Here is a 23,668-nt window from a genome sequence, read left to right as displayed (position 1 = left end):
TTAATTTAAAACTATATATGTTTCAGTTATATAAACAAAGGGATTTCAGTGGTTATATCATCGACACTATAGCATTTTTTAAAAGCTACTGGAAGAATTTTTTCGGGAATTATATTGTAATCACAGGCGGTATTCTGGTTTTACTCTGTGTAATCTATTTCTTTGTTTTTCGCGATCTTTTTACAGCACTGTTTAGTAGTGTCGATGACGGTATCGGATATGACATAAGTTATTATTTCTCAGATAATCCTGTTCTGTTTGTTTCCATGTTGATCATGATGATAGTGCTGAGTATCCTCTTCTCTATTTTTGCTGTGAGCTATCCTGTCGTTTATCTGGGGTTGATTGAAGAGACAGGGAGAGAGGATTTTACTTCGTCAGAGATTTTTGAACGGATCAGGAGATTCTTACCCAGGATTATCCGGTTTGGTCTTTATTCGCTTGTTACATTCTTTCCGCTTATTATCGTGGCGACTTTGTTGGCAAGTGTCTTGGTCTTGCTGGTAGTGGGTGTCTTTATCCTGATCCTGCTTATACCCGTTGCGACGGTCTGGATTACCCAGACATTCTATGTATACCTTCTCAATGAAGTATCCTTTACCGATGCGATGCGGCAAGGATGGAAAATTCTGTTTTCAAAAAAGTTTTGGCATATTATAGGATCGGCGGTAGTCATCTATTTTATATTGAGTATTCTACAGGGTATGGTGACGATGATTCCCTATATATTTATGATGTTTTCATTATTTACAACCGGCAACGGGGAGTTGAATGCAGATTTTGGAATTTATATATCTATTTTGTACATAGTGTCGTTTGTCTTGTCATATATATTGTCCAATATTTTAACAGTGAACCAGGGTATTGTCTATTACAGTATGCAGGAACAGCGGTATCATACCCAGGCTTTATCGGAAATAGATCTAATAGGACAGAATGTGGAATAATTTTTTGATTGTCATATTTATTGTCGGATTTATCTCATTTTTTGAAGTTTCTCCGCAGGATAGCGTTGTCGCACCAATTGAAGAAACGGATGCCGATTCCCTGCATATTATATTGGAACCTACATTTATTGATCCGGATAGTTTGACCCGGTTCCAACGGGACAGCATTATTAATGTGATTCCGGGAGATACTTCTTTGCTGGGCACTATGCGGTATTTCGACGGCTATCTTGCTGAAAGGTATGCATCGGACGACGCATTGAATTATGAGCGGAATATCAATAAAAGTTTTTTCCAACGACTCAAGGAAATGATCTCGGCGTGGATCCGGAAGCTTTTCGGAACCCCCGACGTTTCATCAATCAACAACCTGTCAGATAAAATATTGAATATTGTGCTGGTGGTGATTTTTTTGGTGGCGTTATATATTGTTGTCCGCCTATTCATGAATCACCGTGGGCGCTGGTTCTTTGAAAAGAAAAATGAAATGGTGGCCGTCACCCTCTCAAATGTGGAGGAGCATATCCGCGAAGCAAATTTTGAAACCCTCCTCAGTGAGGCTGAGCAGCAGGGTGATACACGCCAGTCCGTCCGGTTGCTTTATTTATGGGTGCTCAGATCTTATACTGACAATAATATTATCCGGTGGAATCCCGACAAAACGAATATAGATTATTTCTCCGAAATTAAGGATAAGACATTGCAGGAAAAATTCAGATACCTCTCCTATCTGTATAACTATATCTGGTATGGCGGGTTTTCTATTAATGATTCGGAGTACCGGAAAGCCCGGGAAACATTCCTGCGTCATATAAAAACAGAATTGAACAATGAGTAGGGCGCTAAAGACATATCTGTTGGTTTTTGCGATCCTCATTGCCGTGATGATTGTGATAGGCCAGGCACGCCAGAAGCCGTTGGATTGGTCGCCAAGCTACTATCTGGATGAGAAAAAGCCTTTGGACTTGTATGTGTTGAATCAGGAAATCGATCGTTTGTTCGATGACAGTGTTGTTCGTTACAGTAAAAGTCCCTTTGAATATTTTCAATATCAGGACAGCCTGGATACACCGAAAGAGACCTACCTGTTCATCAGGGAATCTGTGTATATAGATAAGGGTTCGACTAACAAAATATTGAATGCAGTCAAACAAGGTAGTATACTTTTGATTGCGTCCGATGGATTTGATCCTTATTTAACCGATACGTTACAGGCTATTTGCGAGTACGTCTCATACAGTCTTCCGGTTCTTTTTAATCCTCACATTGGCGACAGGCCCGGGATGAAGCTTAAATTCTCAAGACAGGAATGGGATGATGATGAATACATTTATTCTCCGGTTTTTGGGCAGTACGCTTTTGTGCATGCTGATACAACATCCTCCACAGCACTGGGTTATATGACATTACCGAATGAGTCGGAATACATTAGTTTTATGGAATTCAGATTCGGGGAGGGTAAAATCCTTCTGCATAATCAACCGGTTGCTTTTTCTAATTATTCGTTGATGTCGGGCGAGGCGTTGCAGGAGTATGCAGAAAGGGTATTAAGTTATCTTCCCGACCAGCCGGTAGTGTGGTTCGTTGCTTCACAACAATATAATGAAAGGTCGCAAAGAAGCCAGTTGGGCGTTATCTTTCAATATCCGGCGTTACGGATGACATGGTTGATCTTTGTTTACGGACTGATTGGTTTTATTTTTTTTACGGCCAAACGTAAACAACGCGTTGTGCCTGTCATAAAACCGGTGAAGAATACCACTGTTGAGTTCGTACAAACAATAGGAAATCTCTATTTTCAGGAAGGAAATACTTCTGATATTGCCCGAAAAAAGATTATTTATTTTCTGGATAGGGTGCGGAGAACCTATAATATAGATACGCAACTAACTGAAAATAAGTTAATTAAACGGTTGTGCCTCAAGTCAGGGAAAGAGGAGGAACTGATCAAAGAGATTTTTTCTTTAATTGAAAAGGTAAATCATCAGCCTCAGTGCAGTAAACAACAACTTATACAACTGGGCACATTGATAGATCGGTTTTGGGAGGGGAGTTGATGTGCCAATTTGGGATTTGGGATTTGGAATATGGGATTTGGAATATGGGATATGGGATATGGGAAGTGGGATGTGGGATGTGGGATGTGGGATGTGGGATGTGGGATGTGGGATGTGGGATGTGGGACAAGTAATAATGATTAAACAATTCAACAATAAAAGATATGGAGTTGAACGAAAATGTAGAAGAGAATATCCGGTTTGAATCGAGGATCGATTTAAGCGAGTTGCGGAATACGATGGATGCCGTGAGGGCGGAACTACAAAAAGTGATTGTGGGACAGGATAAATTAATTGATTATCTGTTGGTTGCGCTGCTTGCCAATGGCCATGTGCTTCTGGAAGGTGTGCCGGGCATTGCCAAGACACTTGCTGTGAAACTTTTGGCAAAGGCGGTGGATACCTCTTTCAGCCGGATACAATTTACACCCGACCTGATGCCATCCGATATTCTCGGAACATCGGTCTTCGATATGAAAACCTCGGATTTCCAGTTCCGGAAAGGCCCTGTCTTCGCCAACCTTATCCTGGTGGACGAAGTAAACCGTGCGCCGGCCAAAACACAGGCAGCTATGTTTGAAGTGATGGAAGAACGGCAGATTACCCTCGACGGTGACACATATCGTATGGAAGCGCCATTTATTGTGATCGCTACACAGAATCCCATTGAACAGGAAGGCACTTACCGTTTGCCGGAAGCACAGTTAGACCGGTTTCTTTTCAAGATAGTAGTCGATTATCCCAACTTGTCCGAAGAGTTTGAGATCATCCGCAGGGAGCATGAAACAAAAGGTTTTAATAAAATCGAGAATATCAGCAATGTGATGTCGGGAGACCAGGTTGTGAAGTTCCAGTTATTGGTGCGTGAGGTTATCGTGGAAAGCCACTTGATGGCCTATATTGCGAATATTGTCCAGCAAACACGCCAGACACCGTTGCTTTATCTGGGTGCATCACCGCGTGCCTCTCTCGCAATTTTGAATGCCGCTAAAGGAATGGCAGCTCTCAATGGACGTGATTTTGTGACCCCTGAAGACATTAAGGATGTAGTGGTTCCGGTATTGCGCCATCGTGTGATTGTGTCGCCCGAGAAAGAGATGGAAGGTTTGAAAGCGGAACAGATCATTGCGGAGATCGTAGCCGGTATAGAAGTCCCTCGATAAAGTAACCCGTTTCCTGCATATCCCTGATGAAATGAGAAGACAATGAAGATATTGAAATCGCTATATATAAACCATGTGTTTTATTGGTCGCTGCTCGGTATTGCAGTGCTCTCTTTCATTTCATTTTTTGTGGATTGGTTGTATCCTGTGGCTGTAGGGCTGCTTATAGTTTTATTATTGCTGCTTTTGGTGGATATATTCGTTCTTTTTTCGGGAAAGGATAATATTTCTTCATCGCGGGTTTTGCCTGAGATGCTCTCGAACGGTGATGAAAATATAGTCCGGATAAAAATCCACAATCATTATCCTGTTCCCGTGCGTATGCATATTATTGACGAAATTCCCTATCAATACCAGAAGCGTGATTTTTTAATGGAAAGTGATATCGGGAAATTTGCGGAGAAAGAGTATGAATACACTCTACGCCCTGTGCAACGGGGTGAATACCTGTTCGGAAAACTCAATGTTTCTGTACTTACCCCTCTTCGCCTGGCTATGCGGCGTTATATTTTTTCGGAAAATGCCACGGTGGCAGCTTATCCCTCGTTCATCCAGATGAAAAAATATGACCTGATTGCCTTTTCGCATAATCCGTTTGAGTATGGATTAAAGAAAATCCGTCGGATCGGGCATACGATGGAATTTGAACAAATCAAAGAGTATGTCCAGGGGGATGATATCCGTACCATCAATTGGAAAGCGACTTCCAAAAAGGGGGAATTGATGGTAAATCAATACCAGGAAGAGAAATCACAACCGGTTTACATGCTAATTGATAAGGGGCGGAGCATGCAAATGCCTTTTGATGGAATGACCCTGCTGGATTGGGCTATCAACTCTACGTTGGCACTAAGTAATATTGTTATCAGGAAGCAGGACAAGGCAGGACTGTTTACTTTCTCCAAAAAAGTAGAAGATCGTGTTCCTGCTAACCGGCAAGCCGGACAAATGCAAAAAATCATGAATGCATTGTACCGTATTGAAACCGACTTTCTTGAGAGCGATTTCAACCGGTTATACGTAGGGATCAAGCAAAGCATTACACAACGAAGCCTGTTGATCCTTTATACCAATTTTGAGACGACCGATGCATTGCAACGGCAACTTCCCTACCTTAAAGCGATATCCAAAAACCATTTACTTATTGTGATATTCTTCAAAAATACAGAATTGAGCCGCTTGATTGACAAAAAAGCCGAAAAACTGAATGAAGTGTACGATAAGATTATTGCAGAGAAATTTGCTTTTGAAAAACGGCTGATCGTAAAGGAATTAAACCGACACGGCATTCAGTGTTTGCTTTCCTCCCCTGAAAACCTGACCATCGACAGCATCAATAAGTACCTGGAGATAAAAGCAAGGGGGATGGTGTGATGTGGGAGAGTGGGAGAGTGCCTAAGTGGTTAAGTGTCTAAGTAATTTGGCAGCTGGGGTGTCAAGGAACCAATAAAGATTTCCCGACTCCGGTCGTACCAGTGCAGCCGGATATTTTTCTGCGGCTTTGTCGGGTTGTTCTATGATCTCTTTTACTTTCTCTGCTTTGTTTTCTCCGGTCACCAGAAAAAAGATGTCCTTTGCCGCATTGATTACTTTACCGGAGAGGCTCACCCGTCTTTGCCCGCTTACGGGGTGAGTAGCCGTTACACAATTCTCCGGGCTATCCCAGAGTATTATCTCATGAGGGAAAATGGAAGCGGTATGTCCGTCGTCTCCCATTCCCAGCATCAAAACATCGAAAGAAGGTACACTATTGGTCGTTTCTAACTCCCCGGAGAGTAGTTTGCCATACCTTACGGCTTCCGATCCGGGATCGTTTTCTCCATGGATACGGAAAATATTTTCGTTGGGTACCGGCACGAAATCGAACAGATGCTCTTTTGTCATTTTGTAGTTGCTCTCATCGTCGGATGGCGAAACACAACGCTCATCGCCCCAGAAGAATTTAACTTTTTTCCAGTTGATTTCGCCTTCCGGCAGTTGTGCCCAATAATCGAATAATGATTTTGGGGTAGAACCTCCCGACAGTGCGATCGTTATTGTGCCTTTTTCAGAAATGATTTCTTTTAGCCTGTCTGTAAATACCCGGTTCAAGTCGTCTTTCGTTTTAAAAATTTGTATGTACATCCTTTTTTCAATTACCAATTATCAATTACTAATTACCAATTGTCAGCAGCTAATTATAGGATCCCATATCCTATATCATAAATTATAAATCATAATTCATAATTCACAATAAATCCCGTCTTCTGCCAGATTTTTGCATGGGTATCGCCATGTGTTTTCTTTGCCTTCGACCAGATCGTCAGCCACGTCCGGGCCCCAGGAGCCGGCAGGATAACCGTGGAGGGGTGCATCTTTGTCGTTCTCCCAGTAGTCGAGGATAGGCTGTACGAATTTCCATGTCACTTCGGCTGCGGCACCCTGCATAAAAAGCATATTATCCCCTGCCATACAGTCGAGTATCAATCTTTCATAGGCGCTGGGTATATAATGGTCGTTCAAGTCCGAATAATGAAAATCCATATTGACAGATTTCACTTCATAGCCACTACCCGGCACTTTCATCCCGGTCTTTAGCAGAATACCTTCATCGGGTTGGATACGCAGGATAAGTTGGTTATCGGAATGAACTGTCCCTTCGGCTGCTTTGAACAACCTTTGCGGCGATGGCCTGAAATGGATCACGACTTCAGACACTTGTGTGGGCAATCGTTTCCCCGTACGGATATAAAAGGGTACTCCTTCCCAACGCCAGTTGTCGATAAAGATCTTCATTGCGGCATAAGTCTCTGTGCGGGAATCAGGTTTTACATTGCTTTCTTCGCGATATCCCTTGTAATGTTTTCCCCGTACGGTTGCTTCGGTGTATTGTCCGCGGATCACATTCTTTTTCAGGTCAGTTTTACTCAGGGGACGCAGGGAGCGGAAGACTTTCATCTTTTCATAGCGGATCTCTTCAGGCGTTATTTTATTCGGAGGCTCCATGGCTACTAACGACAACACTTGAAGCAAATGGTTCTGGATCATGTCGCGCAGTGCGCCTGATCCATCATAATAACCGCCCCGATCTTCCACGCCAACACTTTCGGCTGCCGTTATTTCCACATGCTGGATATAGTTTCGATTCCAAAGTGGTTCGTAAATGCCGTTCGCAAAACGGGTCACCAACATATTTTGTACCGTCTCCTTACCCAAATAGTGGTCGATCCTATAGATCTGATCCTCCTGAAAAAACTCCTGTAATTGTTTATTGAGCTCAATAGCCGACGAGAGGTCGTGTCCGAAAGGCTTTTCGATAATAATCCTCCGGAAGCCCTTTTGTTGTAATGTAAGTCCCTGTCCATATAAGAATTTTGGAATGATAGGGTAGAGGGACGGAGGAGTAGAGAGATAAAAAATATAGTTATGCCCAAGATTAAATTTCTTGTTCAGTTCGCTCAGTTTCTTTTTTACATATATATATTCTTCTCCCTTTGCGGTATCAATACTCAGATAAAAAACAGAGGAGAGGAAACTGTCTATTTTCTTTTCTTCCGCTTCCTTATAGTGGGCAAACTGTCGGATGCCTTCTTTCATCCTCTTGCGGAACTGTTTGTTCGAGAATTCAGTCCGGCTCACCCCGAGGATAGCATATCCCTCCGGTAGTGAATCGTTCATAAACAGGTCGAACACGGCAGGGATCAGTTTCCGGTATGTAAGATCGCCCGACGCGCCGAAAATTACAAGCGCCTGGTTGATTGTTTTCTTCATTTTTTTAATGGATTTACGATATCAAGATAACAAACGTGGGTCTAAAAAGTTGAATTATCGGCTGCTCTGAAAGTAATCATTATTGACATTTTGAGAATTGGATAATTTATTGTATCTTTGCGGCTCGAAATTTTTTCAATTAACGAATTAATAATTAAATTAGTATGAACAATTACGAAACCGTTTTCATTTTGACTCCCGTTTTGTCTGATGCTCAGATGAAGGAAGCGGTTGAAAAATTCAAAACCCTCCTCACGGATCAAGGGGCCGAAATTGTGAACGAAGAAGACTGGGGTTTGCGCAAACTGGCGTATCCCATCGACAAGAAGACGACAGGATTTTATACCTTCCTGGAGTTCAATGCAGATCCGTCAGTGATCGACAAACTGGAAGTGAATTTCCGTCGTGACGAACGTGTGATCCGTTTCTTAACTGTGAAACAGGATAAATTCGCGCTGGAATATGCCGAAAAAAGAAGAAACAACAGAGGCGGCAAGAGGCAGGAAGCACGTGCTTCAGCCGGTGATGCTGCAAAAACAGTAAAGAAAGAAAAAACGGAAGCTGTTGAAGCGAAAGTAGAACTTAACGAAAAGGAGGATTAAGAAATGGCTAAACAGACAGAAATCAGATATCTGACCCCGCTATCGGTAGATGTGAAGAAGAAAAAATATTGCCGTTTCAAAAAGAACGGTATCAAGTATATCGACTATAAAGATCCCGAATTCCTGAAGAAGTTCCTGAACGAACAGGGAAAGATCTTGCCGAGAAGGATTACCGGTACGTCATTGAAGTTTCAGCGCCGGATTGCGCAAGCAGTGAAGAGAGCTCGTCATATAGCTTTGCTTCCATATGTAACCGATTTAATGAAATAAAAAGGAGGAAGAGAAATGGAAGTAATTTTAAAAGAAGATATACAGAGTTTAGGCTACAAAGACGATGTAGTGAATGTGAGGAAAGGATATGCCCGTAATTTCCTTATCCCCCAGGGTAAGGCGGTTATTGCCACCGAATCTGCAAAGAAGGTGTTGGCTGAGAACCAGAAGCAACGTGCACACAAACTGGCCCAGATAAAAACAGACGCGCAGGCGCTTGCCGAAAAGATGGAAGGCGTTACACTGACTATCGGCGCAAAAACCAGTTCTACCGGAACAATTTTCGGTTCGGTTACCAATATTCAGGTTGCCGATGCACTGAAAGAAAAAGGTTTCGAAGTGGACAGGAAACTGATCGTGATAAAAGACCAGGTGAAAGAGGTAGGAAACTACAACGCTGTGGTAAGGCTTCACAAAGAGGTTTCAGTAGATATTCCCTTTGAAGTGGTAGCGGAATAATTATTTGCAACCCCATATATAAAAAAGGCTCCGGAAAATCCGGAGCTTTTTTATTGATCGTATGGCAGTATTGCCATTGTAGTCATAGTTGTTGAAAAAGTTTTGTTTATCCTTTCTGCAAAATCTCTATCGTATCGTTTGCAATCGACAATTCTTCGTCGGTCGGGATAATCACCACTTTCACTTTGGAAGTTGGTTTGCTGATCACTATCTCTTTGGCGCGTACCGAAGCATTCAGTTCCTCATCCAGTTCAATCCCCATGAATTCCATGTTCTTACAGACATCTCTTCGGGTAACAAACTGGTTTTCTCCTACACCTCCGGTAAATACCAGAATATCCACTCCTCCCAGGGCGGCGGCGTATGAGCCAATATATTTCTTGATACGATAATTGTAGGTCTCCATAGCCAGCATGGCTCGTTTGTTCCCGGCCTTGATGGCTGCTTCCAGTTCACGCATATCAGAAGAGATCCCGGAAATGCCGAGTACTCCGGAGAATTTATTTAGCAGTGTCGATATTCCATTGGTACCCATATGTTCTTTCTCCATAATATAGGAGACGGCTCCAGGATCAACGTCACCTGAACGGGTGCCCATGATGAGTCCTTCGACGGGTGTCATACCCATGCTGGTATCAACCGATTTTCCGTTTTTGATAGCGGTCACCGATCCTCCATTACCGATGTGAGCTGTGATAATGCGTTGCTCTTCATAAGGAACTCCCAAGAATTCGCAGGCCCTTGCCGAGACATAGCGGTGGCTGGTACCATGAAAGCCATACCGGCGAATGCCGTACTTTTCGTATAATGAATAGGGTATCCCGTACATATAGGCATAATCGGGCATAGTCTGATGGAAGGCTGTATCAAAAACACTAACCTGCGGTGTATCAGGCATCAGTTCCTGAATAGCATAAATACCTTTCAGGTTGGGGGGATTGTGCAGTGGCGCCAACTCTATACATTCGTTCAGTATATCGATCACTTCATCGGTAATGAGCACACTTGAATTAAAACGCTCGCCGCCATGCACTACGCGGTGTCCTACTGCCTCTATTTCATCTAATGATTTGATGCATCCATATTTCTCACTGAGGAGTACTCCTAAAATATATTCAATACCGGCACGATGTTCAAGAATCTCCCCTTCTAACATCACTTTCTGTCCGTCGGGAAGTGTGAATTTTAGGAAAGAACCCTTCATCCCGATTTTTTCGACGCCTCCCTGGGCAACCACTTCTTTGCTTTCCATTTCGAAAAGCTTATATTTGATGGATGAACTTCCGCAATTTAATACCAATATCTTCATCATCTTCTTCTTTGTTCTTTATATCTCAATTATTTTGATCTTCAAATCCTTAATCTTAAATTTTGAATTTGAAATCTTGAATTTGAAATCAGCGTAGCTAAATCTTGAATCTAATTAAACGATGTTTTTGTTGATTGAAACGGGATTCCCGTCTTCATCATAGATATAAAACCCTTTTCCCGTACGTACACCCAATTGATTGGAGCGGTACAGTTTCCATAGAATAGGATTGGGTTTGTAATGCTTTGCCCCAAAGTCGTTAAACATCGCTTCCATAAGGGTTACAAGGCGTTCGATACCGATAATGTCGGCCATACGGAAAATACCGTAGCGTTGTCCGTAGATAATGGTAAAAGTCTCTTCGATATCTTCTATGGAACTGACCCTTTCCAGTAATATCTGGCAAGCCTCATTGATCATAACTACCAGCATCCGGAGGCTCACGTTCCCATTGCTTTCGTTGATGCGATGCGGTTTGTACTTGATCAGTCTGGCAAAGATCTCCATTTTGTGGTACACCTCTTCCGAGGTGTACATACCACTTACGATTTCCAGAATGCGGGCGTCGGGATGTGACACCGGGAAATAGAGGCTCACGCAGCGCTCCTTATGATCGAGATCGGCAGCCAACTCACTGATGATCACAGTGGAGCCGTTGGAAGCAATAATCGCATCCTCATCCAATATCTCTTCCAGTCTTTTGAAGATATTCTTGCGCACCGGCGTACTTCGCCGCCCGCTTTCCGAATACCGGGTACATTCGATCACCAGATCGCAACCCTTAAAATCCTCGTATTGAAGGGTAGGAGTGATGCGGTTCATAATGATCTTCTTTTCCGACGAGGTTAACCCCCAACTGCTGATCTTATGATCCATCACCTTTTTCAGTTCCCTCATCACAAAATCGATCCGTTCCTGTGATTCATCCAGAAAAATTACCTCCATTCCGGCTGTTGCAGCCATATTGATGATGGTTCGTCCCTCTTTTCCTGCACCTACTACCCCGATTTTTGAAAACAACTGTTTCTTTTTGCTTTCAGAGGTGATGGTAAGTCCGTAATTTTCAATAGGTTCTATGATTATTTCACTCATATCCGGCAACTATTTATTCTGTTTTAATCCGATAGCCTGATTAGCTGTGATGGCTACCATATTGTAAATATCCTCTACTGAGCAACCGCGTGAAAGGTCGTTTACTGGTGCTGCCATACCTTGTAATACTGGTCCTACAGCCCCGGCATTTCCTAATCTTTGTACTAATTTGTAACCGATATTTCCCGCTTCGAGTGTAGGGAAAACCAGTACATTGGCCTTGCCGGCGATGATACTTCCCGGCGCTTTGCTTGCTCCTACAGAAGGGACAATTGCGGCATCCGCCTGCAGTTCTCCATCGATTTGTAATTTTGGGTCAATCTCTTTAGCGATACGGGCTGCCTCACGTACCTTGTCGATCATCTCGTGTTCAGCACTTCCTTTGGTGGAGAAGCTGAGCATGGCCACACGCGGTTCTACACCTACCAGACTTTTCATTGTTTGTGCCGAAGCAACGGCGATGGATGCCAATTCCTCCGCAGTGGGATTAGGCATTACGGCACAATCGGCAAAAAGAAGCGTACCGTTTTCCCCATATTGTGGCGTTTGTGTGAACATAATGAATGCCCCTGACACGACCTTCACTCCCGGTGAGGTCTTGATAATCTGCAAAGCGGGGCGGAGTACATCGCCTGTGGTATTTTTCGCACCGGCGATCTCACCGTCGGCATCCCCGGCACTGATCATCAGGCAGGCCAGGTATAACGGGTCTTCCACTAACAAGGATGCCTGTTCATAGGTCATTCCTTTCTTTTTGCGTAATTCGGTGAGGAGTTGGGTGTACGCATCTTTTTTGTCATGCTCTTTCGGGTCGACGATTTGCGCTTTTTCTATGTTAAAAAGCTTTGACTCTTTTGCGATTTCCCGGATCTCCACAGGATTTCCCAGCAGGATAATTTCTGCCACATCGTCACGGAGCAGTTGATCGGCTGCTGTGAGAGTTCGCTTTTCGGTACCTTCGGGCAATACGATACGTTGTTTATTCGCTTTTGCCCTTTCGATCAAACTGTCAAGTAAGTTCATTATTCAATAATAGTTAGACTTTTTCCGGTCATGGAAGAATTTAAGTAAACTTAGCTGTTTTCTGCGCTCGACAGAGTCAAAACTTGTTTTGACTCTGTACTCGCTTATCAAAAACATTCAAGTAAACTTGATCCCTGTTCATTTGGCCCAACGAAAAAGTTAAATGTATGTTTTGGTTCTTTGACCCCTATCGGGATACGATTTCAGAATATCCAATATTTCCCGCAAAAGTACAAAAAAAAGCGCATACAAAGTAGCAAAATGTCATCTGTTTTGGTGATAAGAACTTCTATGTTACCTTTGCCTTATAAAATGGGAAGGATGATCGGGAGACTTTGAGGGGAGGAGAATGGGAGACTAGGAGACTTTGAGTGGGAGATTTGGAGAAAAAACTTAATCGAATGAGACAGGTAAACAGGGAAATAACAGCTTATGCCGGCCTTACGTTGATGACCATCATTATCGGCTTTTCTTTTATCTTTGTAAAGATGGCGTTGCGCCATGCCTCGTCGATTGATTTGCTCGCACACCGCTTTACGGCGGCAACTGCCGGTTTATTCTTTTTTTATTTGTTGCGCAGGAAGGGATGGCCTGTGATTGACAGGAAAAGGATATTCCCTCTGCTCGTATTATCCCTGTTTTATCCGTTACTGCTTTTCTCAATGCAGACAATAGGCCTGCAGTTTACCACTGCTTCCGAAGCCGGTATTCTATCGGCAATCGCACCCATTTTTACGGTTATTCTGGCAGCGGTATTCCTGAAGGAGAAAAATTCCTTTTGGCAAATTATTTTTGTGTTGTTGTCGGTAGGCGGCGTTGTGTATATTATGTATAAGAACGGACTGGGAGAAATTAGTAACGAAACGTTGAAAGGCGATTTTTTCATCCTTCTTTCCGTGGTATCCATGGCTATCTACTTTGTCTTGGGAAAGAAAGTTACGCAACAGTTCAATGCCATGGATATTACATTTTTCATGACTGTGACTGCCTGCGTTGTGTTCAACCTGATCGCTGTAACTGTACATCTTAACTCGGGTACGTTGTCGCTCTATTTTGCCCCTTTTAACAACAGTGAATTTTTGTGGACGATACTTTATCTGGGTATCCTTTCCTCTTTTCTGACTTCCTTCCTGACTAACAGTGCCCTGACGGCAATACCGGCTTCACAGGTATCCATTTTCAATAACTTTAGCCCTGTAATCGCTGTTTTCAGTGGCATACTGTTCTTGAATGAAACGCTTCATGCTTATCACATTATCGGTGGTATAATGGTGCTGACAGGAATTGTTGGTGTGAATGTACTGAAGAGATAAATTACTTATTTACGACCCTTTATAAATGACCGGAACAGTTTTAGTTGCAATAGCCGTTATCCTAAGAGTAATCTCTAATCCTTTGGCGAATGTCTATCAGAAACAACTTACCTCAAAAGGGAACAATCCGTTAATCGTTAACTTTCTGACCTATTTCTTACTCTCATTGTTTTGTGGTATTCTTCTCTTTTTCATACAAATACCTGACTTAGGAAAAGATTTTTGGTTGTATTCAATTCTAGGAGGAATCGCAGGTGCTATGGGAAACGGTTTTCTTGTGAAAGCACTTCAAACGGGGGATCTATCGATTTTGGGTCCCATAAACTCATACAAGTCGGTTGTCGGAATAATTGCCGGACTATTTTTGCTTTCGGAAATACCGGATATTTGGGGTATTATGGGGATATCGCTTATTATTTATGGAAGTTATTATGTTTTAGATACAACCGATGAAAGGTTCTCATGGAAGCTTCTGAAAAATCCGGCTATTCAATTCAGAATCTGGGCAATGGTACTGACAGCTATTGAAGCTGTTTTTATAAAAAGAGTGATCTTGGCATCCTCGACAATATTCGCATTTATAAGTTGGTGTATATTCGGTGCTTTGTTTTCTTTTATCGTGTTGTTCTTTTATAAGACCAGACTTAATACAGAGTTCAGGAGAACGGTTAAACTGAAAAACATGAATAAATTTTTGCTTTTGATTGCTTGTATTGGAACAATGCAATATACTACAAATTATGTCTTTGATCATATCCCGGTGGGTTATGCGTTATCGCTCTTTCAGCTTTCAATCATTGTAAGTATTCTGTTTGGCTATAAATTTTTTCAGGAAAAGGAGATCAGAAAAAAGATTATCGGCTCAATAATCATGATCCTTGGTTCCGTGTTGATTATCCTGCTTGAAAATTAGAATGTTATATACGAACAGGCATTTGTAAATGAACTTATCAAACGCCCCGGCCGTTCTATTTCTTTTTTGTGATAATTCATTTTTATCCTGTATATTTGCGTAACGAAAAAGCATCGGTTTCGTTCCGGTTCAAATTGAACTATTCGTCCAATTTTTCCTGCACTTAGCAAATACTTTTTCCTTTATAAGCCATTTAAAACAGTATACAGTATAGAAAATGAAAAAGACATTATTTGCTATTTTGCTTCTTGTAACAGGAAATACTGCAATCGGACAAATCAATATGGCAGACTCAACTGTGCAGGTCATTACGTATTGGGATAAAGGAGAGCAACAGAATTACACGGTAACACATGAGAAAATCAGACTTCAAGAGACAGATACCATATTGAGGGAATTTACAACTTATGATGTAGAAGTGACAGTTCTCGACCAGACGGATGACTCTTATACAATACAGTGGCTGTATAAAAATATACAAACAAACAACACTGATCCGAGAATGCAAAAACTTATGAGTGTAACCGAAGATATGAAAGTCATTTATAAGACTGATGAACTGGGTACATTTACAGAAGTAATAAATTGGGAAGAAATTAAAAATTATATCGAAGAGACTATCGGGATTTTAAAAAAAGAATTTGAATTCATTCCGGAAATGGCTAAAGGGTTGGAGCAGATTCAGGCTATATATTCAACCAAAGAAGCGATTGAATCGGCCTCTATTCAGGATATCCAACAATACCACTCATTTCACGGAGCACAATACAAATTATTGGAGGTTTTACAAACCCAGTTAAGAATCCCAAGCTTTCTCGGTCCGGAGGATTTTGATGCTGATATATTTGTTTATCTTGACGAGATTGATATGGATGATAATAGTTTTGTTCTAAGGTCGGTACAAGAGGTCGATGAGGAGCAACTGGTGAATGCAACATTGGAATATTTGAATAAAATAACAGAGAGTATGAATGTGAATGCTGTGCTACCTAAATTAGAAGATCTAAAGGACCTAAAGAATGAAATATTGACAGCATCAAGAATACATGAAACGGGTTGGATTATTTATAGTATTATGACAAAAACTGTAGTATTAAGTAATACTACAGTCATTGAAGAAAGAATAATTGAGATAAACTAAAGGTTTTTTGAAAGATGTTTCACCTGTGCTGTCGTTTGTGTCGGTTCACAGAACTTTGCCCGTCAACAGCCGAATGTCAGGCTGACGGATATTGTGCGTAATGTAAAGAATGGATATAACTAGGGTCTGCTGAATAATCGATATTTATGCTGAAAATCAGTAGATTAATCGTCATAATATTTGCATAACTGCAAGAAATTGAGTATTTTTACTTCATAAACCTTGCATTTTATGATACGATACAAGAGCTCCAGACAGCTTTCAATTTCCGAGTTCAAGATGCCCTTCGAGGCAAAACTGGATGAGAATAACCGGTGGGTTTTTCTTTCAAAAATAGTTCCCTGGGAAGAGTTCGCCCGGCTTTATTACAAGAACTTCAAGAGCAACCGGGGTGCACCCACCAAGGATGCCAGGCTTGTGCTGGGAGTGGTCATCATAAAGCACATCATGAAGACGGATGACCGCGGCGTGATAGAGATGATCCAGGAAAATCCCTACATGCAGTATTTTCTTGGGCTTGAGGCTTTCACTTATGAACAGGTGATGACACCCTCACTGCCGGTATCCATCAGAAAGCGAATCGACCTGGATGTCTTTGAATCATTGACAGATGATTTGATAAGAAAAGGATTAAAGCTGAAAGCCGGGGCAAAACAAGAAGAGGTTGACACGGTTGCGAAGGATGATGGGGTTAATAATGATGACGATCCCGATCCGCATCCCGGGAACAAGGGGAAACTTCAAATGGATGCTACAGTCTGTGATGCGGATATCAAATACCCCACCGACCTGGACCTGTTAAACGAGAGCCGTCAAAAGGCGGAAGAACTGATTGATGAACTGTGTTTGAAGCTGGGAGTCCGGGATAAACCCCGCACCTACAGGAGGGTTGCCCGCAAGGATTTCCTGAATGTGTCGAAAATGAAGAGAAAACCAGCCAACGTGTTAAGAAAAGCGATACGAAAGCAGATCAACTACCTGAAACGGGATGTACGGATTATTAACAATATGTTGGACACCATAAAGGATCAACCGATTCCTTTCGACCGGCGGCAACTGAAATATTTTTTTGTCATCCAGCATCTGCTGGAACAGCAGGAGACAATGTACAAGAAGAAGAGCCATCAAGTAGAAGATCGCATCGTGAACATTCATCAACCGCATGTACGCCCCATCGTCCGCGGCAAAGCCAAGGCAAAGACGGAGTTTGGGGCGAAAATAAATATCAGCCTGTTGGATGGCTATGCCAGGGTGGATCATTTTGACTGGGATGCCTTCAACGAGGGACAGGATCTTCAGGCACAGGTTGAACGCTTTAGGAAGCTGACCGGGAAGTATCCGGAGCTGGTCCAGGTGGACAAGATATATCTCACCCGGGAGAACAGGCGGTTTTTGAAAGAAAAAAGGATCCGCTACACCGGGGAGCCACTGGGACGAAAACCGGTAAAAGAGATCAAGAGCAGACACCAAAAACGTAAAGAGCGACGAGAGGCGGGGGAACGCAACCAGGTTGAAGGGAAGTTTGGTCAGGGCAAGCGTGGATATGGTTTAAATGATATCCGGGCCAGACTGTCCTCGACGTCAAACAGTTGGATAGGGGCTATCATTTTTGTGATGAACCTGATCCGGCACATGAGGGATATTCCCCTGTCTTATTTTGTCTCGTTACTATTGAAGCTGATGAAAGTGAGAAATATAAACATTTATCCACTCGGGCCACAAATGAAATTGTGTGCCTGATTGGGATTTAATAAGCAGACCCTATTTATATTCACGTCATCACAGACCGAGTATATAAAAAAGCCCATGCACTTTGTTACCTGATGACCGCTGAGGCTCTCTCCATCTTCTTTCTGATCTCTTCCGTACAGAGATTGCCGACACTGCCGGCGTGGGTATGGTGTATTTCTTTCGGGGCACGGAAAGAACCGGCCTGTACTTCTTTACCTACCTGCTGATAAGCTTCTCTGAACGGAATACCCTGTAATACACGGTTGTTCACCTCTTCTACGGTAAAGAGGTATTCATATCGTGGGTCGGAGAGAATGTCTTTGTTAACCGAAATATTTTCCAGCATGAAACATGTCATCTGTAAAAGCCTGTGAAGGGTTTCTAACGCCGGGAAGAGTACTTCCTTCAGCAACTGGTAGTCACGATGATAGCCGTGCGGCATATTGGTGATCATCAGCGTGATCTCATTGGGCAGGCTCTGCAGTCGGTTACTGTGACCCCGGATCAATTCCCACACGTCGGGATTTTTCTTGTGAGGCATAATACTCGACCCTGTGGTCAGCTCGTCGGGGTAGGAGATAAATCCATAGTTCCCTGAAAGGTACATACAGTTATCTGCGGCCAGTTTGTTGAGTGTGGAAGCAATATTTGACATGCTTTGGGCCAGGATCCGTTCAGTCTTGCCACGTCCCATCTGGGCAGCAACGACGTTGTAGCTCATAGTTGCGAATCCCAGTTCGCGGGTGGTCATCTCTCGATCCAATGGGAAAGAACTGCCATAACCGGCGGCAGAGCCCAATGGATTTTGGTCGGCTACCTGCCATGCTGCCGCAAGCGTATGCATGTCGTCTACCAACGATTCGGCATAGGCACCGAACCACAATCCGAAAGAAGAGGGCATCGCAATCTGTCCGTGCGTGTAACCGGGCAGCAATACCTCTTTATGCTGTTCGCTGAGTGACTGCAGCAAATTGAACAGTTGAATTACTCCTTCTTTGATCTGCAGGATTTCTTCTCTGAGATAAAGCTTGATATCTACCAATACCTGGTCGTTACGGGAACGGCCCGAATGGATTTTTTTACCCATTTCTCCCAGCCTCTCAGTCAGCATCGCTTCCACCTGTGAGTGGATATCCTCGGCATCATTGTCGAGCCTGAAATTTCCCCGTTCCACCTCTGCCAGGATATTTTGCAATTCGGTTCGTAGTACCTTCTCCTCTTCTGTTTCCAGAAGGCCGATTTTTACCAGCATTTTGATATGAGCCATCGAACCCAGGATATCATATTTTGCCAAACGCAGGTCGAGCTCGCGGTCGTTTCCTACGGTAAAATCTTCCACTCTCTGATTGGCATCAAAGCCTTTATCCCATATTTTTGCCATATCTTTTAGATAATGTTATTTTATTAATTTTCACTTGCCCTCGCATAACTCAACCAAACTTGGCTCTGCTCATTTTGATAAATAACTATCGCTCGGCAATGTGTCAAGCAAGCTTGACACTGCTCTCGCTTAACCGTTATTTTAGATTAACGAAAACGTTCTATAAAACGGATGTATCCTTCGATACCCTGTTTCAGTTCATCTATCAATACGAACTCATCGGGGCGGTGGGAACGTGCTGATTCCCCAGGCCCCATTTTCAGGGCAGGGCAGGTGACCCTCATCCAGTCGGATGTGGTCGGGGAGGTATAGCTTTCAATACCGAGTTGTTGTACGCATTGCATTAACAGGTGATCAGTCGGTGTAGCTGAGCTCCGATTGGTAAGCGAACGTGCTTTCAGTTCGCTTTTTACTTTCGGTTGCAGGATCTCCATGATCTCGCTGTTGGTATACATTTCCGTCGGACGGATATCCACCACAAAACTGCACCGGTCCGGAACCACATTGTGTTGTGTGCCCGAATTGATCTGCGTGACGGTTAGTTTTACCTCTCCCATCGTGGGTGATATTTTGTCGAACTTCATCGATCTTAGGACGGCGATATCGTCCAGTGCAATATAGAGTGCGTTTACTCCCTCGTTACGGGCTGCATGACCGCTCACCCCCTTCGCTTCCCCGTCGATCACCAGTAATCCTCTTTCGGCTATGGCTGCTCTCATACCGGTTGGTTCTCCGATAATAGCCATATCCACTTCGCCCGAGAGTTTCTGCCAAAGCAACGTCATTCCATTCGGACCGGAGTTTTCCTCTTCCGCGGACAAAGCCAGTAAGAGATTAACAGGTAGTTCCTTTTCGTAGAAATATAAGAATGTCTGCAGCAGAGTAACCACACTGGCTCCCGCATCATTGCTTCCCAACCCGTAAACATGTGAATTGGAGTGGGGTGGGCTAAACGGATCGAAAGTATATCCGGTATTCGGTCGAACAGTATCGAGATGCGAATTCATCATCAGCGTCGGTTTCGATACGTCGTGATGGGGTTGACGGACAATCAGGTTATTGCCGATACGCTCTGTGGAAATCCCTTTTTCATTGAAATATTCCGTCAGAAAATTGCTCCGCAGATGCTCCTCTCCGGAAAATGATTGGATAGAAACCAGTTTCCTTAACAGTTCAACCGCGTTTTGTGTAAAAGTATCCATAAGAAATTACCAATTACAAATTACCAATTACCAATTAAATCTGACGTTTCAATCTCATTCAATCTCATTCAATCTCATTCAATCTCGTTATCCCGGTATATTGAGATACATCACTACCTGTCACGACTTGACGGAATCAACACATCATCACATCAACACATCATCCTAAGGTCGTCCCTTTTCCGGATAATAAGTTTTTCGCATGTAAAATCACCACTTTCGACACGCCATTCTCTATTGCTCTGAAAGAATTGTCCAGTTTTGGGATCATACCGTCGACGATAATGCCCTTTTGTTTGTATGTTTCATACTCTTCCCGGGTCATCGTCAGAATCATACTGGTCGGATCGTTCACATCCATCATTACACCTTCTTTCTCAAAGCAGTAGTAGATCGTAACAAGATACTTTTCTGAAAGTGCTGTTGCTAATGTATAGGCGATGGTATCGGCGTTTGTGTTCAGTAATGAACCGCTACCGTCGTGCGTGATGGCACAAAACACTGGAGTGATGCCACTCTCTATCAGTTGAGAGATAAAATCCGTGTTGGTTTTATCCGGATCAGGATCGCCGGCAAAACCAAAATCAATCGGTACAGGAGAGCGACGTATTGCCGGAATGGTATTGGCATCGGCACCTGAGAGCCCGATGGCATTACATCCTGTTTTTTGTAGTAATGCCACTATATTTTTGTTTCCCCATCCTGCATATACCATAGTAACCAATTTCAGTGTTTCTTCGTCGGTGATGCGGCGACCATGTATCATTTTGGTCTCGATCCCAAGTTGTTTTGCCATCTTAGATGCCATCACCCCCCCACCGTGTACCAAGAGTTTATGCCCTTCGAGTTGATGAAAGTCATTCAGGAATGATTCCAACGCCTGCGGATTATCTACTATATTTCCCCCGATCTTTACAATTGAAAGGGCTGCTTTTTTGCTCTCTGTCATATTTATATAGATTGATTCAGATTGGATAGGATTGAAGAAGATTGATTAGTGACTTACGGATATGTTTGATTAGCAGATTATAATTACCAATTAATGATTATCATATCATCACATCGTTCAATCATCACATCATCCTTATTACCTTCCCACTTTTCCACCGTTCCACTTTACAATCCCAGTAATATCTCTTTCAGTACCACTTGTGCTGAAACCACACGGTTAGCCGCTTCTGGGATCACAATCGATTGCGGGCTGTCGATCACCTCGTCGCTAACGATCATGTTACGGCGTACCGGCAGACAATGCATAAAATAAGCGTTATTAGTCAGGGCCATTTTTTCGGTGTCTACAGTCCATGCACGGTCGGTACTCAAAATTTTTCCATAGTTCGGATCCTGGTATGCCGCCCAGTTTTTGGCATAAATAAAGTCGGCTCCTTTGTAAGCTTTCTCTTTGTCATATTCTACCACGGCCTTACCGACAAACTCGTCGTCCAGTTCATATCCTTTGGGATGGGTGATCACGAATTCATAGCCGGCAGCGTTCATCCACTCGGCAAATGAGTTGGGAACCGCCTGGGGTAACGCGCGTGGATGGGGTGCCCAGGTGAGTACCACTTTCGGCTTCTCTGTTTTTTTATATTCTTCAATAGTGATCAGGTCGGCAAAACTTTGCAATGGATGACGTGTAGCTGCCTCCATACTGAAGACCGGTTTACCCGAATATTGTATAAACTGATTCAGTATGACTTCATTATAATCAGAAGCCTTGTTTTCGAACTGGGCAAAAGAGCGTACCCCGATCACATCGCAGTAAGAGCCCATCACGGGGATCGCTTCCAGGATATGTTCCGGTTTATCTCCATCCATAATGACTCCTTTTTCGGTCTCTAACTTCCAGGCGCCTTGATTGATATCGAGTACAATTACGTTCATGCCGAGGTTCAATGCCGCTTTCTGGGTGCTCAGGCGGGTACGCAGGCTTGAATTGAAAAAGATCATCAACAAGGTTTTATTTTTACCCAGTTCCTGGTCTGCAAAAGGATTCTCTTTGACTTGTTTTGCCTTTGCAAGTGCACTTTTCAGGTCTCCGATGTCATGCACGGATGTGAAGTTTCTCATATCAATTTATCTTTTAGTTCAGTAATAAAAATATCGATTTCTGCTTTTGATATCGAAAGTGGAGGTAACAAACGCATCACGTTGTTCTTTGCCCCGCCGGTAAAAATATGGCTTTCAAAAAGAAGCCGGTTGCGAACGGCACCAAATTCCGGAAGGAATTCGATACCGAGCATCAATCCCCATCCACGGATCTCCGTGATACCATTTATTTCCGATAGCTCCTGTTTCAGATAATTACCCATATCCGCTGCATTTTCCACCAGCGACTCCGCTTTCAATACATCGAGAACCGCAATGGCAGCTGCACAAGCCAAATGATTGCCTCCGAAAGTGGTTCCGAGTATTCCCTTTTTTGCTTCGAATTTGGATGAGATGAGTAAACCTCCGATCGGAAAGCCGTTACCCATCCCTTTGGCCATCGTAATTAAGTCGGGTCGTATGCCGGCTGATTGATGAGCAAAGAATTGTCCACTGCGACCGTAACCCGATTGTATCTCGTCGAGGATCAATATTACGTCGTTTTGCCTACAGAGAAGTGCCAGTTGTTGCAAGAATAAAGTTTCCGGAGTAAAAATACCGGCAACACCGAGGATACCTTCGATAATAACTGCCGCTACATCACCTTTCAGGATTTCAGCTTTCACTGCTTCTATATCATTGAGTGGCACAAAGGTGACCTCATGCCCTGTGTTGAAAGGAGCTTGAATGGCCGGATTCTCCGTAACAGCGACCGCACCGGAGGTGCGTCCGTGGAAAGCCCCGTGGAACGCGATCACACGTTTCTTTCCGGTATGGAACGATGCCAGTTTCAATGCATTTTCATTGGCTTCGGCACCGGAGTTACAGAGAAAAAGCGAATAGTCGGCATAACCGGATTGTTCTCCCAGTTTATCGGCCAGTTCCTGCTGTAAAGAATTTTGTACCGAGTTGGAGTAGAAGCCGATCTTCTCCACCTGATCCTGCACCGCTTTTACATAATGGGGATGGGAGTGTCCGATGGAGATCACTGCATGTCCGCCGTAAAGGTCGAGATACTTCGTTCCTTCATTATCCCATACATGGCAACCCTGTGCCCGTATCGGTTCAATCTCCCATAAACTATATACGTCGAATAGATTCATCTTGTCAAATTGAAAATTGAAAATTGAAAATGAAAAGTGAAGAAAGAATTTGGGATGTTTGGTTTGGGATTTGAAAATTTAGCTTCGCTGATTTGCAATTGACTCCGTCGATTTACAATTCATA

At 43.2% G+C, this 23,668-nt stretch carries 21 protein-coding genes and 1 pseudogene; 12 read left to right on the top strand and 10 right to left on the bottom strand.

Annotated elements, in window-relative coordinates:
* The first annotated feature begins 17 nt into the window (after positions 1-17).
* The 5 genes from PSM36_RS13555 (at position 18) to PSM36_RS13535 (ending at position 5,541) form a co-directional block, all read left to right on the top strand.
* The gene (locus PSM36_RS13555; protein ID WP_076931379.1) at positions 18-947 is read left to right on the top strand and encodes a hypothetical protein; all 930 of its coding nucleotides are present in this window, start codon (positions 18-20) and stop codon (positions 945-947) included.
* Positions 937-1,785, top strand: a complete 849-nt coding sequence (locus tag PSM36_RS13550; protein WP_076931378.1) for a hypothetical protein — start codon at positions 937-939, stop codon at positions 1,783-1,785. The genes PSM36_RS13555 and PSM36_RS13550 overlap by 11 nt, the downstream gene beginning before the upstream one ends.
* On the top strand, positions 1,778-3,004 hold the full coding sequence (locus tag PSM36_RS13545) for a hypothetical protein (RefSeq protein ID WP_076931377.1): 1,227 nt from the start codon (positions 1,778-1,780) through the stop codon (positions 3,002-3,004). Before PSM36_RS13550 ends, PSM36_RS13545 begins: the two co-directional genes overlap by 8 nt.
* A gap of 164 nt (positions 3,005-3,168) precedes the next feature.
* Positions 3,169-4,167, top strand: a complete 999-nt coding sequence (locus PSM36_RS13540) for an AAA family ATPase (protein WP_076931376.1) — start codon at positions 3,169-3,171, stop codon at positions 4,165-4,167.
* A gap of 42 nt (positions 4,168-4,209) precedes the next feature.
* On the top strand, positions 4,210-5,541 hold the full coding sequence (locus tag PSM36_RS13535; RefSeq protein WP_173823144.1) for a DUF58 domain-containing protein: 1,332 nt from the start codon (positions 4,210-4,212) through the stop codon (positions 5,539-5,541).
* A gap of 21 nt (positions 5,542-5,562) precedes the next feature.
* On the opposite strand, the gene pgl is transcribed toward PSM36_RS13535, so the two are convergent.
* Positions 5,563-6,291 (bottom strand): 6-phosphogluconolactonase, encoded by a 729-nt coding sequence (pgl, locus tag PSM36_RS13530; RefSeq protein WP_076931375.1) that lies wholly within the window; start codon positions 6,289-6,291, stop codon positions 5,563-5,565.
* A gap of 96 nt (positions 6,292-6,387) precedes the next feature.
* Positions 6,388-7,917, bottom strand: coding sequence for a glucose-6-phosphate dehydrogenase (gene zwf, locus PSM36_RS13525; RefSeq protein ID WP_076931374.1), 1,530 nt, complete (start codon positions 7,915-7,917; stop codon positions 6,388-6,390).
* Between the two features lie 164 nt (positions 7,918-8,081).
* Here zwf and rpsF point away from each other — a divergent pair.
* From rpsF to rplI, 3 genes and pseudogenes are all read left to right on the top strand, one after another.
* Positions 8,082-8,414: pseudogene (gene rpsF, locus PSM36_RS13520) on the top strand (30S ribosomal protein S6); the annotation flags it as partial.
* Between the two features lie 108 nt (positions 8,415-8,522).
* Entirely contained in the window at positions 8,523-8,789 is a 267-nt protein-coding gene (rpsR, locus tag PSM36_RS13515) for a 30S ribosomal protein S18 (protein WP_076931372.1), read from the top strand.
* A 15-nt stretch (positions 8,790-8,804) separates the two neighbouring features.
* Positions 8,805-9,248, top strand: a complete 444-nt coding sequence (gene rplI, locus PSM36_RS13510; RefSeq protein WP_076931371.1) for a 50S ribosomal protein L9 — start codon at positions 8,805-8,807, stop codon at positions 9,246-9,248.
* A gap of 106 nt (positions 9,249-9,354) precedes the next feature.
* On the opposite strand, the gene PSM36_RS13505 is transcribed toward rplI, so the two are convergent.
* The 3 genes from PSM36_RS13505 to pta all read right to left on the bottom strand — a co-directional run bounded on the left by PSM36_RS13505 (position 9,355) and on the right by pta (position 12,672).
* Entirely contained in the window at positions 9,355-10,557 is a 1,203-nt protein-coding gene (locus PSM36_RS13505) for an acetate/propionate family kinase (RefSeq protein WP_076932274.1), read from the bottom strand.
* A 114-nt stretch (positions 10,558-10,671) separates the two neighbouring features.
* Positions 10,672-11,649, bottom strand: coding sequence for a 3-hydroxyacyl-CoA dehydrogenase family protein (locus PSM36_RS13500; protein ID WP_076932273.1), 978 nt, complete (start codon positions 11,647-11,649; stop codon positions 10,672-10,674).
* Between the two features lie 9 nt (positions 11,650-11,658).
* Positions 11,659-12,672, bottom strand: coding sequence for a phosphate acetyltransferase (gene pta, locus PSM36_RS13495; protein ID WP_076931370.1), 1,014 nt, complete (start codon positions 12,670-12,672; stop codon positions 11,659-11,661).
* Positions 12,673-13,073: 401 nt separating this feature from the next.
* Between pta and PSM36_RS13490 the strand changes: the two genes are divergently transcribed.
* From PSM36_RS13490 to PSM36_RS13475, 4 genes are all read left to right on the top strand, one after another.
* A complete protein-coding gene (locus PSM36_RS13490; protein ID WP_076931369.1) occupies positions 13,074-13,985 on the top strand; it encodes a DMT family transporter in 912 nt (303 codons plus the stop codon).
* Between the two features lie 25 nt (positions 13,986-14,010).
* On the top strand, positions 14,011-14,898 hold the full coding sequence (locus PSM36_RS13485) for a GRP family sugar transporter (protein WP_076931368.1): 888 nt from the start codon (positions 14,011-14,013) through the stop codon (positions 14,896-14,898).
* Positions 14,899-15,115: 217 nt separating this feature from the next.
* Positions 15,116-16,039, top strand: coding sequence for a hypothetical protein (locus tag PSM36_RS13480; RefSeq protein ID WP_076931367.1), 924 nt, complete (start codon positions 15,116-15,118; stop codon positions 16,037-16,039).
* Positions 16,040-16,270: 231 nt separating this feature from the next.
* On the top strand, positions 16,271-17,779 hold the full coding sequence (locus tag PSM36_RS13475; RefSeq protein WP_076931366.1) for an IS5 family transposase: 1,509 nt from the start codon (positions 16,271-16,273) through the stop codon (positions 17,777-17,779).
* Between the two features lie 76 nt (positions 17,780-17,855).
* Here the strand turns inward: PSM36_RS13475 and argH are convergent, their stop codons facing one another.
* The 5 genes from argH to PSM36_RS13450 form a co-directional block, all read right to left on the bottom strand.
* Positions 17,856-19,151 (bottom strand): argininosuccinate lyase, encoded by a 1,296-nt coding sequence (argH, locus tag PSM36_RS13470; protein ID WP_076931365.1) that lies wholly within the window; start codon positions 19,149-19,151, stop codon positions 17,856-17,858.
* Between the two features lie 146 nt (positions 19,152-19,297).
* Positions 19,298-20,353 carry a M20/M25/M40 family metallo-hydrolase gene (locus PSM36_RS13465; protein WP_076931364.1) on the bottom strand — a complete coding sequence of 352 codons (1,056 nt, stop codon included), beginning with the start codon at positions 20,351-20,353 and terminating at the stop codon, positions 19,298-19,300.
* 160 nt (positions 20,354-20,513) lie between these two features.
* Complete coding sequence (gene argB / locus PSM36_RS13460; protein ID WP_076931363.1) at positions 20,514-21,302, bottom strand: acetylglutamate kinase; 789 nt, start codon at positions 21,300-21,302, stop codon at positions 20,514-20,516.
* A gap of 167 nt (positions 21,303-21,469) precedes the next feature.
* The gene (locus tag PSM36_RS13455) at positions 21,470-22,423 is read right to left on the bottom strand and encodes an N-acetylornithine carbamoyltransferase (protein WP_076931362.1); all 954 of its coding nucleotides are present in this window, start codon (positions 22,421-22,423) and stop codon (positions 21,470-21,472) included.
* A complete protein-coding gene (locus PSM36_RS13450; RefSeq protein WP_076931361.1) occupies positions 22,420-23,544 on the bottom strand; it encodes an aspartate aminotransferase family protein in 1,125 nt (374 codons plus the stop codon). Before PSM36_RS13450 ends, PSM36_RS13455 begins: the two co-directional genes overlap by 4 nt.
* Positions 23,545-23,668: the final 124 nt, after the last annotated feature.

Origin of the sequence: Proteiniphilum saccharofermentans (genome assembly GCF_900095135.1) — a bacterium.
In the GTDB taxonomy this organism is placed as follows: domain Bacteria; phylum Bacteroidota; class Bacteroidia; order Bacteroidales; family Dysgonomonadaceae; genus Proteiniphilum; species Proteiniphilum saccharofermentans.
The sequence above is the reverse complement of the archived record's forward strand: the minus strand, read 5'-3'. Positions and strand labels throughout refer to the sequence as shown.

Bases quoted from the DNA above. Each gene is read 5' to 3' on its own strand.
- rplI (WP_076931371.1), top strand. From the start codon at position 8,805: ATGGAAGTAATTTTAAAAGAAGATATACAGAGTTTAGGCTACAAAGAC.
- pgl (WP_076931375.1), bottom strand. From the start codon at position 6,291: ATGTACATACAAATTTTTAAAACGAAAGACGACTTGAACCGGGTATTT.
- PSM36_RS13500 (WP_076932273.1), bottom strand. From the start codon at position 11,649: ATGAGTGAAATAATCATAGAACCTATTGAAAATTACGGACTTACCATC.
- PSM36_RS13505 (WP_076932274.1), bottom strand. From the start codon at position 10,557: ATGAAGATATTGGTATTAAATTGCGGAAGTTCATCCATCAAATATAAG.
- rpsR (WP_076931372.1), top strand. From the start codon at position 8,523: ATGGCTAAACAGACAGAAATCAGATATCTGACCCCGCTATCGGTAGAT.
- PSM36_RS13480 (WP_076931367.1), top strand. From the start codon at position 15,116: ATGAAAAAGACATTATTTGCTATTTTGCTTCTTGTAACAGGAAATACT.
- argH (WP_076931365.1), bottom strand. From the start codon at position 19,151: ATGGCAAAAATATGGGATAAAGGCTTTGATGCCAATCAGAGAGTGGAA.
- pta (WP_076931370.1), bottom strand. From the start codon at position 12,672: ATGAACTTACTTGACAGTTTGATCGAAAGGGCAAAAGCGAATAAACAA.
- PSM36_RS13475 (WP_076931366.1), top strand. From the start codon at position 16,271: ATGATACGATACAAGAGCTCCAGACAGCTTTCAATTTCCGAGTTCAAG.
- PSM36_RS13550 (WP_076931378.1), top strand. From the start codon at position 937: ATGTGGAATAATTTTTTGATTGTCATATTTATTGTCGGATTTATCTCA.
- PSM36_RS13555 (WP_076931379.1), top strand. From the start codon at position 18: ATGTTTCAGTTATATAAACAAAGGGATTTCAGTGGTTATATCATCGAC.
- PSM36_RS13450 (WP_076931361.1), bottom strand. From the start codon at position 23,544: ATGAATCTATTCGACGTATATAGTTTATGGGAGATTGAACCGATACGG.
- PSM36_RS13535 (WP_173823144.1), top strand. From the start codon at position 4,210: ATGAAGATATTGAAATCGCTATATATAAACCATGTGTTTTATTGGTCG.
- PSM36_RS13540 (WP_076931376.1), top strand. From the start codon at position 3,169: ATGGAGTTGAACGAAAATGTAGAAGAGAATATCCGGTTTGAATCGAGG.
- PSM36_RS13485 (WP_076931368.1), top strand. From the start codon at position 14,011: ATGACCGGAACAGTTTTAGTTGCAATAGCCGTTATCCTAAGAGTAATC.
- zwf (WP_076931374.1), bottom strand. From the start codon at position 7,917: ATGAAGAAAACAATCAACCAGGCGCTTGTAATTTTCGGCGCGTCGGGC.
- argB (WP_076931363.1), bottom strand. From the start codon at position 21,302: ATGACAGAGAGCAAAAAAGCAGCCCTTTCAATTGTAAAGATCGGGGGA.
- PSM36_RS13545 (WP_076931377.1), top strand. From the start codon at position 1,778: ATGAGTAGGGCGCTAAAGACATATCTGTTGGTTTTTGCGATCCTCATT.
- PSM36_RS13455 (WP_076931362.1), bottom strand. From the start codon at position 22,423: ATGAGAAACTTCACATCCGTGCATGACATCGGAGACCTGAAAAGTGCA.
- PSM36_RS13490 (WP_076931369.1), top strand. From the start codon at position 13,074: ATGAGACAGGTAAACAGGGAAATAACAGCTTATGCCGGCCTTACGTTG.
- PSM36_RS13465 (WP_076931364.1), bottom strand. From the start codon at position 20,353: ATGGATACTTTTACACAAAACGCGGTTGAACTGTTAAGGAAACTGGTT.